We start from the raw sequence: 14,690 nt of genomic DNA, 5'->3' as shown, positions 1-14,690 counted from the left end.
GCAGCGCAAGCCTAAGACTTGCATGCATAACAACAAGAAAAGGTACTCAGATGAACGCGATTAATCGCCTCGCCGTTGCTATTTCCATTGCCTCGTTGTTTCCCCTCTCTGCATTTGCCGCCGACTCGAAAGGGACGGTTGAAGTTGTGCATTGGTGGACCTCGGGCGGTGAAAAGGCGGCCGTAGATGTCCTGAAGGCCCAAGTTGAGAAAGATGGTTTCGTCTGGAAAGACGGCGCCGTAGCAGGTGGCGGTGGCGCCACCGCCATGACCGTGCTGAAAAGCCGCGCGGTTGCTGGCAACCCGCCAGGCGTTGCCCAGATCAAAGGCCCCGACATCCAGGAATGGGCGTCCACCGGCTTGCTCGACACCGACGTGCTCAAAGACGTCGCCAAAGAAGAGAAGTGGGACTCCCTGCTCGACAAGAAAGTCTCCGACACCGTGAAGTACGAAGGTGACTACGTCGCCGTACCGGTCAACATCCACCGCGTGAACTGGCTGTGGATCAACCCGGAAGTCTTCAAGAAAGCCGGTATCACCAAGAACCCGACCACCCTCGAAGAATTCTACGCAGCCGGCGACAAGCTGAAAGCCGCGGGCTTCATTCCGCTCGCCCACGGTGGCCAGCCTTGGCAGGACAGCACCGTGTTCGAAGCGGTCGTTCTGTCGGTGATGGGTGCCGATGGCTACAAGAAAGCCCTGGTTGACCTGGATAACGGCGCGCTGACCGGTCCGGAAATGGTCAAGGCCCTGACCGAACTGAAGAAAGTCGCGACCTACATGGACGTCGACGGCAAAGGTCAGGACTGGAACCTCGAAGCGGGCAAAGTCATCAACGGCAAGGCCGGCATGCAGATCATGGGTGACTGGGCCAAGTCCGAATGGACCGCGGCCAAGAAAGTCGCTGGCAAGGACTACGAGTGCGTAGCCTTCCCAGGCACCGACAAAGCCTTCACCTACAACATCGACTCCCTGGCGGTGTTCAAGCAAAAAGACAAAGGTACCGCTGCTGGCCAGCAGGACATTGCCAAAGTCGTGCTGGGTGAGAACTTCCAGAAAGTGTTCAGCATCAACAAGGGTTCGATCCCTGTTCGCAACGACATGCTGAACAAAATGGATTCCTACGGCTTCGACTCCTGCGCCCAGACCGCTGCCAAGGACTTCCTCGCAGACGCCAAGACCGGCGGCCTGCAGCCAAGCATGGCGCACAACATGGCCACTACCCTGGCGGTGCAAGGTGCGTTCTTTGATGTCGTGACCAACTACATCAACGACCCGAAAGCCGACCCAGCCGACACCGCCAAGAAATTGGGCGCTGCGATCAAGTCTGCCAAGTAACGGTTGACCTTGTGGGGGGCTCCCTAGCCCCCCACACGGCTTGTTCCTGTAGTCCTTTTTCCCTGTACTGGATTTCCCCATGAGTTCTGTTGCTGTGTTCAGCAAAGCCTCGCCGTTCGATGCACTGCAGCGCTGGCTACCCAAACTGGTGCTGGCGCCCAGCATGTTCATCGTGCTGGTGGGCTTCTACGGCTACATCCTGTGGACGTTTGTGCTGTCGTTCACCAATTCCACGTTCCTGCCGACCTACAAATGGGCGGGCCTTGCGCAATACGCGCGGTTGTTCGACAACGACCGCTGGTGGGTAGCGAGCAAGAACCTGGCGGTGTTTGGCGGGATGTTCATCGGTATCACCCTGGTCATCGGCGTGACCCTGGCGATCTTCCTCGACCAGAAAATCCGTCGTGAAGGCTTCATTCGCACCATTTACCTGTACCCGATGGCGCTCTCGATGATCGTCACCGGTACCGCCTGGAAGTGGCTGCTCAACCCAGGCATGGGCCTGGACAAACTCCTGCGTGACTGGGGCTGGGAAGGCTTCCGTCTCGACTGGCTGATCGACCCGGACCGCGTCGTCTACTGCCTGGTGATCGCCGCCGTCTGGCAAGCCTCGGGTTTCATCATGGCGATGTTCCTCGCTGGCCTGCGCGGTGTCGATCAATCGATCGTGCGCGCTGCACAGATCGATGGCGCGAGCCTGCCACGCATCTACTGGAGCGTGGTGCTGCCAAGCCTGCGTCCGGTGTTCTTCAGTGCGGTGATGATCCTGGCGCACATTGCGATCAAGAGCTTCGACCTGGTAGCGGCGATGACCGCCGGCGGCCCGGGCTACTCGTCCGACCTGCCTGCGATGTTCATGTACTCGTTCACCTTCAGCCGTGGCCAGATGGGCATGGGTTCGGCCAGTGCCATCCTGATGCTCGGTGCGATCCTCGCGATCATCGTGCCTTACCTCTACTCCGAGCTGAGGACCAAACGTAATGACTAGTCTCGCCTCCAAATCACCCATCAGCCTGAGTCGTATCGCGATCTACGCGGTGCTGATCCTCGCCGTGCTGCTGTACCTGGTGCCGCTGGTGGTGATGCTGCTCACCAGCTTCAAGACCCCGGAAGACATCAGCTCCGGCAACCTGCTGAGCTGGCCGACCGTGGTCACCGGCATCGGCTGGGTCAAGGCCTGGGCCACGGTAGACGGTTACTTCTGGAACTCGATCAAGATCACCGTTCCGGCCGTACTGATCTCCACCGCCATCGGTGCGTTGAACGGTTATGTGCTGTCGTTCTGGCGCTTCAAAGGCTCGCAGCTGTTCTTCGGCCTGCTGTTGTTCGGCTGCTTCCTGCCGTTCCAGACCGTGCTGCTGCCGGCGTCGTTCACCCTGGGCAAGATGGGCCTGGCCAGCACCACCACCGGCCTGGTGTTCGTGCACGTGGTCTACGGCCTGGCGTTCACCACGCTGTTCTTCCGTAACTACTACGTGAGCATACCGGATGCGCTGATCAAGGCCGCGCGTTTGGACGGTGCAGGTTTCTTCACCATCTTCCGTCAGATCATTCTGCCGATGTCGACCCCGATCATCATGGTCTGCCTGATCTGGCAGTTCACCCAGATCTGGAACGACTTCCTGTTCGGCGTGGTGTTCTCCAGTGGTGACTCCCAGCCCATCACTGTGGCGCTGAACAACCTGGTCAACACCAGCACCGGGGCCAAGGAATATAACGTGGATATGGCGGCGGCGATGATCGCCGGGCTGCCGACCCTGCTGGTCTATGTGATCGCAGGCAAGTATTTCGTGCGCGGCCTCACGGCCGGCGCGGTCAAGGGGTAATCATGGCTACGCTTGAACTTCGCAATGTAAACAAGACCTATGGCGCCGGCCTGCCCGACACCTTGAAGAACATCGAACTGTCGATCAAGGAAGGCGAATTCCTGATCCTGGTCGGCCCTTCGGGGTGCGGCAAATCCACGCTGATGAACTGCATCGCCGGGCTTGAGACCATCACCGGTGGCGCCATCATGATTGGCGACCAGGACGTCAGCGGCATGAGCCCCAAGGACCGTGACATCGCCATGGTGTTCCAGTCCTACGCGCTGTACCCGACCATGAGCGTGCGCGAGAACATCGAGTTCGGCCTCAAGATCCGCAAGATGCCCCAGGCCGATATCGACGCCGAAGTGGCGCGTGTGGCCAAGCTGCTGCAGATCGAACACCTGCTCAACCGCAAGCCTGGCCAACTCTCCGGCGGCCAGCAACAGCGCGTGGCCATGGGCCGTGCCCTGGCGCGTCGGCCGAAGATCTACCTGTTCGACGAACCGCTGTCCAACCTCGACGCCAAGCTGCGCGTCGAGATGCGCACCGAAATGAAACTGATGCACCAGCGCCTCAAGACCACCACGGTCTACGTGACCCACGACCAGATCGAAGCAATGACCCTGGGCGACAAGGTTGCGGTGATGAAGGACGGCATCATCCAGCAATTCGGTACGCCGAAAGAAATCTATAACAACCCGGCCAACCAGTTCGTGGCGAGCTTTATCGGTTCGCCGCCGATGAACTTCGTGCCCCTGCGCCTGCAACGCAAGGACGGTCGCCTGGTGGCCCTGCTCGACAGCGGCCAGGCCCGTTGCGAACTGGCGCTGAACACCACCGATGCCGGCCTTGAAGACCGCGACGTGATCCTGGGCTTGCGTCCGGAGCAAATCATGTTGGCCTCGGGCGAGGGCGACAGTGCGTCGAGCATCCGTGCAGAAGTCCAGGTCACCGAGCCGACCGGCCCGGACACCCTGGTATTTGTGCAACTCAATGACACCAAGGTCTGCTGCCGCCTGGCACCCGACGTGGCACCGCAGGTGGGCGAGACCCTGACCCTGCAATTCGATCCTTCCAAGGTATTGCTGTTCGACGCCAACACCGGCGAGCGACTGGGCACTGCTTCTTCATTGCCCGCACAGGGGCATGCCGACAATGTGGCCCAATTCAAAGGCCGTTGAAGCAGATAAGTTGTTGTTTTAGATAAAAAAAGTAAACCGCGTTAGATAAAAACAGTTTAATAACAATAAAGACGAGGATGTAGGGATGAAAAAGCAACACAACAACACTCGGCTGATCTGCCAAATGTCAGCTGCAGCAGCCCTGGTTCTGTCCGCCAATGCGATGGCGGCCGATGCATTCAGTGCTGATTCGAAATGGATGACCGGCGACTGGGGTGGTGAGCGTACCAAGCTGATCGAGCAAGGTATCGACATCAAGGCTGACTACGTTGGGGAGATGGGCTACAACGCCAAAGGTGGTTACAACAACGACAAGACCGGTCGTTACTCCGATCAATTCGGTCTGGGCGTAGCACTGGACCTGCAAAAGTTGTGGGGTTGGGATAACACCCAAGCCAAGATCCAGTTGACCAACCGTAATGGCCAGAATATCTCCAATGACCGTATTGGCGACCCGCGTGCCGGCACCTTGAGTTCGTCTCAAGAAGTCTACGGGCGTGGCCACATGGTGCGTCTGACCCAGTTCTGGATCCAGCACCAGATGTTCGACAACAAGCTGGACGTGAAACTCGGTTACTTCGGTGAAGGCGAAGACTTCAACACCTTCCCGTGCGACTTCCAGAACCTGTCGTTCTGCGGCTCGCAAGTGGGTAACTACGTAAACACCTGGTACAACTGGCCGGTTAGCCAGGCGGCGATCCGCGTGAAGTACAACATCACGCCTGAGCTGTATGCGCAAATCGGTGCGTACAACCAGAACCCGTCGCAGTTGGAGCACGGCAACGGCTTCAAACTCAGCGGCAGCGGCACCAAAGGCACCGTAATTCCGGTGGAATTGGTCTGGTCGCCGAAGGTCAACAACCTGCCGGGCGAATACCGTGTGGGTTACTACAAAAGTGCCGCCGATGCTTCGGACGTTCGTGAAGATATCAACGGCAACGATGCAGCAACCACTGGCGCGGCTTACCGTACCCGCAGCAGCAAGAAAGGCTACTGGTTCGTTGCCCAACAGCAACTCACCACGCATAACGGCGATGCTTCCCGCGGCCTGAACATCGCCGCCAACGCTACCTTCCACGACAAAGAAACCAACCTGGTCGATAACTATCAGTCGATCATGCTGGTGTACAAAGGGCCATTCGACGCGCGTCCAAAAGATGACGTCGGTATCGGCGTCGCTCGCCTGCACGTCAACGATGACGTGAAGAAGAACTCTGAGCTGCTCAACGCCGCCAATGGTGTAAGCGACTACGATAACCCGCTGTACACGCCGATCCGTGAGACTGAATACAACGTTGAACTCAACTACGGTTTCCACGTCACCAACTGGCTGACCGTGCGTCCAAACCTGCAATACGTCGTGCAACCTGGCGGCGTGGATAAAGTCGACAACGCGTTGGTAGCCGGCCTGAAAATTCAGTCTACGTTCTAACGCTGTTGCGATAAGCTCCTTCTCTCTGTGCGCATTTTGCGGGTAGCCATGGCTACCCGCTTTTTTTGGGCAGCACTGTGAAGACATTCAGGACTGTGGCACATGCATGAGCAACCGCTGCAACGCTTTTTCAAATCCCTGCGCGAGCGTCCGGTGTTCGCCTGGGAACGCTTCCAGATGCGTGACGTGTTGGTGATCGACCATCCGCTGTGCCAGGCGGTGTTCAGCCGCCAGGGCGCGCAATTGCTGCACTTTCAGCCTACCGGTCAAAAGCCTTGGCTGTGGTGTGCAGCCAAGTGGCCGCAAGTGGGCGCCATCCGGGGTGGCATACCGGTGTGCTGGCCGTGGTATGGCCGTCACCCGAGCGAAAATGCCTGGCCCTCCCATGGCTGGGCGCGGCTGATCGACTGGAAACTGCTCGACAGCAGCACCAGCGACGACGGCGTACGCCTGCACTGGCAATTGCAGCTGTGTGACTGGCAAGTGGACCTGCATGCGCACCTGGGCGAAACCCTGGAATTGCGCTTGAGCACCGAGCATCAGGACGAACTGCCGTGCCAATTGAGCCATGCTTTGCATGCTTACTGGCGTATTGGTCACGTTGACGAGGTAGCGCTGTCTGGACTCGAAGGCGCGCAAGGTTATGACCAACTCAATCGCCAGGTTTGCCAGCAGGAAGGCGAGCTACGCGTGGAGGGTGGTTGCCAGCGGGTGTTCCAGCATGACGGCGAATTGCAGCTCAAGGACCATGCCTGGCAGCGTGAGCTGTGTATCGATACGGGCGACAGCGCCGACACCGTGGTGTGGCATCCGGGCAGCCGGCCGCTGTTGGGCGTGAGCTTCAACGAGGCGTCGGGGTTTGTGTGCGTGGAGTCGGCGATGGCCGGGGCCAGCCTGGCGCCGGGAGAGCGGGCGCATCTTAGCCTGCAGGCGCGGGCTGGGGTTTAGCGGTGCTGGTCTCTGTGGCGAGGGAGCTTGCTCCCGCTGGGCTGCGAAGCAGCCCCAATAAGGTCACCGCATTCTTTCAGTAAGGACTCGGTTGCCTGATTTAGGGCCGCTTCGCGCCCCAGCGGGAGCAAGCTCCCTCGCCACAGGGGGAGCGTTATTAGTTGAACTCATCCCCCACCGGATACCGGCTGTCATTCAAACTCTCTTTGATCTTGCGCAAATGCGGCTGGAAATCCACGCCACGGCGCAAGGTCATGCCGGTCGCCAACACATCCAGCACCGTCAGTTGGATGATCCGCGAGGTCATCGGCATGTAGATGTCAGTGTCTTCCGGCAACGGAATGTTCAGGCTCACCGTACTGGCCTTGGCCAGCGGTGAGTTCTCGGCGGTCACGCCCAGCACGGATGCGCCGTTTTCGCGCGCGATGCGCGCCACTTCCACCAGCTCACGGGTGCGGCCGGTGTAGGAAATGATCACGAACAACTCGCCCGTGTGGGCCACCGAGGCGATCATGCGCTGCATCAGTACATCGGCATGCGCCGTCACTGCCAGGTTGAAGCGGAAGAACTTGTGCAGCGCATCCATCGCCACTGGGGCCGAGGCGCCCAGGCCGAAGAAGTGGATCTGCCGCGCCTGGATCAACAGGTCCACGGCTTTGCTGATCAAGTTCGGGTCCAGCGCCTGGCAGGCACTGTCCAGGGATGCAATGGCACTGCCAAAGATCTTCTGCGTGTAAGCCTCCGGGTTATCATCGGCCTCCACTGCACGGCTGACATACGCGGCACCACTGGCCAGGCTTTGCGCCAACTGCAATTTCAGCTCAGGGTAACCGCTCACGCCGAACGAACGGCAGAAACGGTTGACCGTCGGTTCACTGACCGAGGCAGCCTGGGCGAGGGCGGCGATAGAGAAGCGGGTCGCCTGCTGCGGGTTGAGCAGGATGACCTCGGCGACTTTTTTCTCAGCCTTGTTCAATTCTTCGAGGCGGTTCCGGATCTGTTCCAGAAGATTTCGCACGCGGTCCATTCAGTCTTTCCTTCGGGCGACGATGCAAATAAAAAGGTGGCAGCCAATCGACGAGTGGCCTTTTGCGGTGGCCTATCCTACTGAGGGTAGCTGAACACCACCACTCGGAATGCGTATTTCGGGAAAATGTTGTGGTTATTACTACATTTTTCCTTGAGTGATGCCTTGAAAAAAGGTATTTGTAGCTTAACTTGATAAAAGAACAAACATCATGCCTTCGATAACCGTAGAACCCTGCACCTTTGCCCTGTTTGGCGCCTTGGGTGATCTGGCGCTGCGCAAGTTATTTCCTGCCCTCTATCAACTCGATGGCGCCGGACTGCTGCACGACGATACGCGCATCCTGGCCCTGGCCCGTGAAGCCGGTTCCGAGCAACAGCACCTGGCCCATATCGAACACGCCCTGCGCGAATTCGTCGGCAAGGAGCTGGACGAAGCCATTGCCCAGCGTTTCCTGGCACGCCTCACTTATGTGCACGTCGATTTCCTGAAGGCCGATGACTACGTGGCCCTGGCGGACATCGCCGGCACCGAGCAACGCCTGATTGCCTACTTCGCCACCCCGGCGGCGGTGTATGGCGCGATCTGCGAGAACCTGTCCAAGGTCGGCCTGGCGGAAAACACCCGCGTGGTGCTGGAAAAACCCATCGGTTCGGACCTGGAGTCCTCGCGCAAGGTCAACGACGCCGTGGCGCAGTTTTTCCCGGAAAACCGCACCTACCGCATCGACCACTACCTGGGCAAAGAGACGGTCCAGAACCTGATCGCCCTGCGTTTCGCCAACAGCCTGTTCGAAACCCAGTGGAACCAGAACTACATCTCCCACGTGGAAATCACTGTGGCTGAGCAGGTCGGTATCGAAGGCCGTTGGGGCTACTTCGACAAGGCCGGCCAGCTGCGCGACATGATCCAGAACCACCTGCTGCAGCTGCTGTGCCTGATCGCCATGGACCCGCCGGCCGACTTGTCCGCCGACAGCATCCGCGACGAGAAGGTCAAGGTGCTCAAGGCCCTGGCGCCGATCAGCCCGGACGGCCTGACCACCCAGGTGGTGCGCGGCCAGTACATCGCTGGCTACAGCGCCGGCAAACCGGTGCCGGGTTACCTGGAAGAAGAGAACTCCAACACCCAGAGCGACACCGAGACCTTCGTCGCCCTGCGTGCCGATATCCGCAACTGGCGTTGGGCCGGGGTGCCGTTCTACCTGCGTACCGGCAAGCGCATGCCGCAAAAGCTGTCGCAGATTGTTATCCACTTCAAGGAACCGTCCCACTATATCTTCGCCCCGGAGCAGCGCCTGCAGATCAGCAACAAACTGATCATCCGCCTGCAACCGGACGAAGGTATTTCCTTGCGCGTGATGACCAAGGAGCAGGGCCTGGACAAGGGCATGCAACTGCGCAGCGGCCCGCTGCAACTGAATTTTTCCGACACCTACCGCAGCGCCCGTATCCCGGATGCCTACGAGCGGTTGTTGCTGGAAGTGATGCGCGGCAACCAGAACCTGTTTGTTCGCAAAGATGAAATCGAAGCCGCGTGGAAGTGGTGTGACCAGTTGATCGCCGGGTGGAAAAAATCCGGTGATGCGCCCAAGCCGTACGCGGCGGGGTCCTGGGGGCCGATGAGCTCCATTGCACTGATCACGCGGGATGGGAGGTCGTGGTATGGCGATATCTGATTTGAAACTGCCCCAGGGCGTAACCCCCCACGAGTACCGCACGCCGGTGCTGTTGGCGGAAGGCCTGGCGACTGACGTGGCCGAGCAACTGCGCACGGCCATCAGCGCCCGTGGCGAAGCGACCCTGGTGGTCTCCGGTGGCCGCAGCCCGGTGGCGTTTTTCCAGCACCTGGCCAAGCAGGGCCTGGATTGGTCCAAGGTCACCATCACCCTGGCCGACGAGCGCTGGGTGCCGGTGGAGCATGCCGACAGCAATGCCGGTTTGCTCAAGCAGCATCTGCTGCAAGGTCCGGCGGCCAAGGCCAAGTTCTTGAGCCTGTACAGCGCTGCGGCCAACCTTGAAGAAGCTGCCGAGCAGGCCGATCGCCTGCTGGGCGAATTGCCAGCCATTGATGTGTTGGTGCTGGGCATGGGCGATGACGGCCACACCGCGTCGCTGTTCCCCAACAGCCCGAACCTCGCCGAAGCACTGAAGGCCGACGGTATCCGCCGTTGCTGGCCGATGCTGGCGCCGACCGTGCCGCACCAACGCCTGACCATGAGTCGCGCATTGCTGGCCACGGCGAACTACACCGTGCTGTCGATCTCCGGCAGTTCGAAATTGACCACCTTGAGCGCCGCGCTGGCCAGTGACGACGTTGCTGCCATGCCGATTCGCGCGTTTCTGCAACCTACATTAGAGATTTACTGGTGCCCATGAGCCAAGGATCAGCCGCTATGAAAAGCCCTCAACCGACCGTGTCCATGGCGGATAAAGTTGCCTTGATCGACAGCCTCTGCGCCAAGGCGCGGATCCTGCCGGTGATCACCATCGCCCGCGAACAGGACATCCTGCCGCTGGCCGATGCCCTGGCAGCCGGTGGTTTGACCGCATTGGAAGTGACCCTGCGTTCCGAGTTCGGCCTCAAGGCCATTCAGGTCCTGCGCGAGCAACGCCCTGAACTGTGCACCGGTGCCGGCACCGTGCTCGACCGTCACATGCTTGAAGCCGCCGAAGTGGCTGGCTCGCAGTTCATCGTCACCCCAGGCATCACCCGCGACCTGCTGGAAGCCTCGGTACACAGCCCGATCCCGCTGCTGCCGGGCATCAGCAATGCCTCGGGCATCATGGAGGGTTATGGCCTGGGCTATCGCCGCTTCAAACTGTTCCCGGCGGAAGTCAGCGGCGGCGTGGCTGCGATCAAGGCCCTGGGTGGCCCGTTCGGCGAAGTGAAATTCTGCCCGACCGGCGGCGTCGGCCCGGCCAACATCAAAAACTACATGGCGTTGAAAAACGTGATGTGTGTGGGCGGTAGCTGGATGCTCGACCCTGAGTGGGTCAAGAACGGCGACTGGGGCCCGCATCCAGGAAGTCACCGCCGAGGCGCTGGCGCTGCTGGATTGATCTGATTTACCGAATCGTTGTTGCTGTGCTTAACGGCATTTTTGCGGTGCACTTGGTCGGTGTACCGCTTTTTTTTGCCTGTTGAAAACGCGCCTAGCCGACGCTCAATTCGGTGATGGCTTTGACCAGCACGGCTATCTCCGCTGCCTGCGTCACCAACCCTGGCGTCACCCGGATACAGGTGCCAAACGACGCACCCACACGCGTCGTGGTGAACAGGTTGTAGTCCTTGAGCAAACGCTCCGTCATCACCTGCTGATCCTTCCCAATGAACTTGAACGCCGTTATCCCGCAATACAAGCGTGGATCGTCCGGCGTCAGCACCTCGATCCCCGGCAATTCCCGTACCTGGCTGACCCACAAGTTCCGCAAGTAATTCACTCGCGCGCCCTTGGCTGCCGCGCCGCCCAGTTGCCGATGTTCTTCAAGCACCAGCGGCAAGGTCATCAGCGCCGGGAAATTCGGCGTGCTGTAGGGCGTACGTGCGCGAACGTCGGTGGCGGGGTAGTGGAATTCGCCCATGTCCGGGTCGATGTCGGCCAGGCGCTCGGGAGCGATGTACAGGAAGCCCAAGGTCAGCGGGGCGCCAATCCACTTGTGCAGGTTGAAGCCGGCAAATTGGATACCCAGTTCGGCCAGGTTGAATTCGATCTGGCCCAGGGCATGGGCGCCGTCGAGGATCACATCGATACCCTGCTCGCGCGCCGCCTGGGCAATCGCGGCCACGGGCATGACCAGCCCGGTGCGGTGGGTCACGTGGGTCAGTGCCATCAGCTTCAAGCGCGGGTATTGCACGAATGCATCGCGATACGTCTGCACAAGGCTGTCGAAACTCGCCGGGTGCGTGTGGGACAGTTCGATGACTTCCACGCCGCGATAACCCGCCAGCCAACGCATGGCGCCTTTCACGGTGTCGTATTCGAGGTCGCTGATCAGCACCTGATCGCCCGGTTGCAGGCGGTTGTAGTTGCGGATCAGCGATTGCAGGGCTTCGGTGGCATTGCGGGTGAAGGCGACGGCGGCGGGGTCGACATCGATCAGTCCGGCCAGTTGGCGGCGGATCGCCTCGTTCTCACCGCGCTCGAAGTGCTGGCGTACATGCAGCGAGTTGCTGCGGTTGATAAACGCCACGTGTTCTAGGTACTGCGCCTGTACCGCTTGGCTCATACGGCCGAAGTAACCGTTTTCCAGGTTGATCGGGCCGGGCTCCAGCGCATACCGCTGGGCGATGGCGTGCCAGTGGTTTTCGTTGTCTGCATTCCTTGGCATGGCATGACTCTTTAATGGCGGGGGGCGGGTTTGCCGTGTTTGGCGCGCAGCGGTTCGAGCAATTCAGACAAGCCGTTGCTGTCGATTTCCTGCATCAGGGCCAGCAGCCCCCCAGCTCGCCGTGGGGGAAACCTTCGCGGGCAAACCAGTTCAGGTACGGGCCGGGCAGGTCAGCGATGATCCGTCCCTTGTATTTGCCGAAGGGCATTTCGCGGGTGATCAGCAGTTCGAGTTTTTCGGGATTCATGAAGGCTCAGGTGTGTGTATCGAGACTTTGGAAAATACAGGCATTCTGCATGAAGGCCAAATGACAGATCATGCAAATAACGTACATACAGATGGTTCAATTTATCGTAACTAATTGAAATTAAAGGATAAGTTGTTTTGTTAAAACCTGGCACGGGCGCTGCAACCATTAAGACAACCTTCTAACCCGTACAAGGAATTGAAAAATGACTGACATCAATAAAGAATCGATCTCCGTACTGAACGACCTGATCGAGACCAGCATCGACGGCCAAAAGGGTTTCAAGGAGTGCGCTGAAGACATCAAGCACCCAGAACTCAAAGCCCTGTTTGCCAAGCGTTCTGCCGACTGCGCCACCGCCGCCGCTGAACTGAAAACCGCCGTACGTGCCTTGGGCGGTGATCCGGAAGATTCCGGCAGCGTGGCCGGTGCACTGCATCGCGGCTGGGTCGACGTCAAGTCGATGCTCACCGGCAAGGATGAAGAAGCGGTGCTGAACGAAGCCGAGCGCGGTGAAGACCACGCCCTGAAGGCTTATAAAGATGCGATCGAGAAGATCAACAAGCACAACCTGCTGGGTATTCGTGACCTGGTTGAGCGTCAGTACCACGGCGTACAACGCAACCACGATCAGGTGAAAGCCCTGCGTAACCAGGCTCGCGCTCAGTCTTGAGGCGTAGCTGAATAGAAAAAGCCCCGCCGATGCGGGGCTTTTTTATGCGTCAGGATCAGCCAATGCTGATCGGCGGCAACTCGGTCAAGGTCACGACTTGCTGCTTACGCGGCGCCAGGATCTCCGCCTCGCCGTCCACCACCAGCTCATCACGCTGGTTGAACACACGAGTGGCGATGCGAACGCGGAATTTCGGTAGCTTCTCGAGGATTTCCAGGCGCACGGTCAGGGTGTCGCCAATCTTCACCGGCTTCTGGAAGCTCATCTGCTGGCCGATGTAGATGGTGCCCGGCCCAGGCAATTCGCAGGCCACGGCCGCGCTGATCAGGGCGCCGCTGAACATGCCATGGGCGATACGCTCCTTGAACATGGTCGCCTTGGCGTACTCGGCGTCCAGGTGCACCGGGTTGTGGTCACCGGACATTGCGGCGAACAGCTGGATATCGCGCTCTTCCACCAACTTGCTGTAGCTGGCGGTCTGGCCGACTTCGAGGGCTTCGTACGGGGTGTTGGTTACCTGGGTCATCTAAAGGTGCATCCTGTGGCTAATCGGTAATTTAATTGACTGATTTTAAACGATAAATTATTCGCAGCGGGCCGGCCTGCGCAGTGTCAGCGCCTGGTCGAGCCACGCCAGCACATCCGCTGTGACAGCGTCGCGGTTGGTTTCGTTGAACACTTCATGGCGCGCCTGCGGGTAGACAGTCAGCTGCAGGTGCTGGCAGCCGGCGTCGCGCAAGGCGTCGGCCAGACTGTTGAGACGCTTGCCCTCACTCACCGGATCACATTCGCCGCCCATCACCAGAATCGGCAGGCCCGGATCGATCTGCGCGAGATTGGACGCTTTGCTGATCTGCTGCAAGCCGCCGAGCAGGTCGATCCAGAGCTGATTGGTGCAGCGGAACCCGCAGAGGGGGTCGTTGATGTACTTGTCCACCTCATCCGGGTCGCGGCTGAGCCAGTCGAACGCGGTGCGATTGGGCCTGAAGGCTTTGTTGAACGAGCCAAACGACAGGAATTCGATCAGCGCACTGCGCCCGCGCAAGCCCTGGCGCAGGCGCTCTATGCGTGCAATCACCCGAGCGGCGCGATAGAGCGCCACGGGTTGGAAGTTCGAGCCGCTGAGAATCGCCCCATGCAGGCTGGCGCTGTGGTGCAGCAGGTAGGCCTGGGCGATATAGCTGCCCATGCTATGGCCGAGCAGAATGATCGGCAATCCCGGCTGCTGCTGGCCGATATGCTGGTTGAGACTGGCCAGGTCGCCCACCACTTTGTTCCAGCCATCCGTCTCGGCGTACAGGCCCAAGGTGCCTTCATCGGCGGTACGGCCATGGCCACGCTGGTCCAGCGCATACAGGCCGTAGCCGGCACCGCACAGGGCCTCGGCCAGGCGTGCATAACGCCCACTGTGTTCAGCCATGCCGTGGGACAGCATCACCACGGCCTTGGCGGGGCCCTCGGGCATCCATAGATTGACGTACAGGCGGCTGCGGTCATTCGCGGTCAGCCAGAAGGTGCTGTGGTTCATGGCGCTTCCTTTGCTCAGGGTCGTTGCAGTGTATAGCTCATCTGTTGAGGGACTGGGTATCTGCCTACGCATCAGCGGCAAGATTCATACAATCAATGACACGATTTAGCGTATTTGCCTGTTTGGCCATAGCTGCTAACGTCCCCAAAGCTCCGCTTTTTATAGCGTTAGGAAAGCG

The 14,690-nt window shown here is 59.6% G+C and carries 13 protein-coding genes and 2 pseudogenes; 10 read left to right on the top strand and 5 right to left on the bottom strand.

Features of this window, described 5'->3' with window-relative positions; translation table 11 throughout:
• Positions 1-50: 50 nt before the first annotated feature.
• The 6 genes from AYR47_RS31105 to AYR47_RS31080 all read left to right on the top strand — a co-directional run bounded on the left by AYR47_RS31105 (position 51) and on the right by AYR47_RS31080 (position 6,706).
• Positions 51-1,337 carry an ABC transporter substrate-binding protein gene (locus AYR47_RS31105; protein WP_061449338.1) on the top strand — a complete coding sequence of 429 codons (1,287 nt, stop codon included), beginning with the start codon at positions 51-53 and terminating at the stop codon, positions 1,335-1,337.
• Between the two features lie 79 nt (positions 1,338-1,416).
• Complete coding sequence (locus tag AYR47_RS31100; RefSeq protein ID WP_033896325.1) at positions 1,417-2,325, top strand: carbohydrate ABC transporter permease; 909 nt, start codon at positions 1,417-1,419, stop codon at positions 2,323-2,325.
• Entirely contained in the window at positions 2,318-3,163 is an 846-nt protein-coding gene (locus AYR47_RS31095) for a carbohydrate ABC transporter permease (RefSeq protein ID WP_016975397.1), read from the top strand. The genes AYR47_RS31100 and AYR47_RS31095 overlap by 8 nt, the downstream gene beginning before the upstream one ends.
• A 2-nt stretch (positions 3,164-3,165) precedes the next feature.
• The gene (locus AYR47_RS31090; protein ID WP_016975396.1) at positions 3,166-4,326 is read left to right on the top strand and encodes an ABC transporter ATP-binding protein; all 1,161 of its coding nucleotides are present in this window, start codon (positions 3,166-3,168) and stop codon (positions 4,324-4,326) included.
• An 85-nt stretch (positions 4,327-4,411) separates the two neighbouring features.
• On the top strand, positions 4,412-5,758 hold the full coding sequence (locus tag AYR47_RS31085) for a carbohydrate porin (protein ID WP_016975394.1): 1,347 nt from the start codon (positions 4,412-4,414) through the stop codon (positions 5,756-5,758).
• 102 nt (positions 5,759-5,860) lie between these two features.
• Positions 5,861-6,706, top strand: coding sequence for a D-hexose-6-phosphate mutarotase (locus tag AYR47_RS31080; protein ID WP_061449337.1), 846 nt, complete (start codon positions 5,861-5,863; stop codon positions 6,704-6,706).
• A 157-nt stretch (positions 6,707-6,863) separates the two neighbouring features.
• On the opposite strand, the gene AYR47_RS31075 is transcribed toward AYR47_RS31080, so the two are convergent.
• Complete coding sequence (locus AYR47_RS31075; RefSeq protein WP_174555598.1) at positions 6,864-7,724, bottom strand: MurR/RpiR family transcriptional regulator; 861 nt, start codon at positions 7,722-7,724, stop codon at positions 6,864-6,866.
• Between the two features lie 220 nt (positions 7,725-7,944).
• Here AYR47_RS31075 and zwf point away from each other — a divergent pair, with 220 nt between their 5' ends.
• The 3 genes and pseudogenes from zwf to AYR47_RS31060 all read left to right on the top strand — a co-directional run bounded on the left by zwf (position 7,945) and on the right by AYR47_RS31060 (position 10,795).
• Positions 7,945-9,411, top strand: coding sequence for a glucose-6-phosphate dehydrogenase (zwf, locus tag AYR47_RS31070; RefSeq protein WP_033896321.1), 1,467 nt, complete (start codon positions 7,945-7,947; stop codon positions 9,409-9,411).
• Entirely contained in the window at positions 9,398-10,111 is a 714-nt protein-coding gene (pgl, locus tag AYR47_RS31065) for a 6-phosphogluconolactonase (RefSeq protein WP_033896320.1), read from the top strand. The genes zwf and pgl overlap by 14 nt, the downstream gene beginning before the upstream one ends.
• Positions 10,112-10,128: 17 nt before the next feature.
• Positions 10,129-10,795: pseudogene (locus AYR47_RS31060) on the top strand (bifunctional 4-hydroxy-2-oxoglutarate aldolase/2-dehydro-3-deoxy-phosphogluconate aldolase).
• A gap of 93 nt (positions 10,796-10,888) precedes the next feature.
• On the opposite strand, the gene AYR47_RS31055 reads toward AYR47_RS31060, so the two are convergent.
• Positions 10,889-12,064: an aminotransferase class V-fold PLP-dependent enzyme gene (locus tag AYR47_RS31055; RefSeq protein ID WP_033896319.1), complete on the bottom strand. Its 1,176-nt coding sequence runs from the start codon at positions 12,062-12,064 to the stop codon at positions 10,889-10,891.
• An 11-nt stretch (positions 12,065-12,075) separates the two neighbouring features.
• Positions 12,076-12,311 (bottom strand): annotated as a pseudogene (locus AYR47_RS31050) (DUF3820 family protein).
• A 205-nt stretch (positions 12,312-12,516) separates the two neighbouring features.
• Here AYR47_RS31050 and AYR47_RS31045 point away from each other — a divergent pair.
• Entirely contained in the window at positions 12,517-12,984 is a 468-nt protein-coding gene (locus AYR47_RS31045; protein ID WP_033896318.1) for a ferritin-like domain-containing protein, read from the top strand.
• 55 nt (positions 12,985-13,039) lie between these two features.
• Here AYR47_RS31045 and AYR47_RS31040 read toward each other — a convergent pair whose 3' ends face one another.
• Together AYR47_RS31040 and AYR47_RS31035 are read right to left on the bottom strand one after the other, a co-directional pair.
• On the bottom strand, positions 13,040-13,510 hold the full coding sequence (locus AYR47_RS31040; protein WP_010208208.1) for a MaoC family dehydratase: 471 nt from the start codon (positions 13,508-13,510) through the stop codon (positions 13,040-13,042).
• Positions 13,511-13,567: 57 nt separating this feature from the next.
• Positions 13,568-14,512: an alpha/beta hydrolase gene (locus AYR47_RS31035; protein ID WP_061449336.1), complete on the bottom strand. Its 945-nt coding sequence runs from the start codon at positions 14,510-14,512 to the stop codon at positions 13,568-13,570.
• Positions 14,513-14,690: the final 178 nt, after the last annotated feature.

Origin of the sequence: Pseudomonas azotoformans, assembly GCF_001579805.1 — a bacterium.
GTDB classification, from domain to species: Bacteria; Pseudomonadota; Gammaproteobacteria; order Pseudomonadales; family Pseudomonadaceae; genus Aquipseudomonas; species Aquipseudomonas azotoformans_A.
This window is presented reverse-complemented; position numbering and strand designations above follow the sequence as displayed.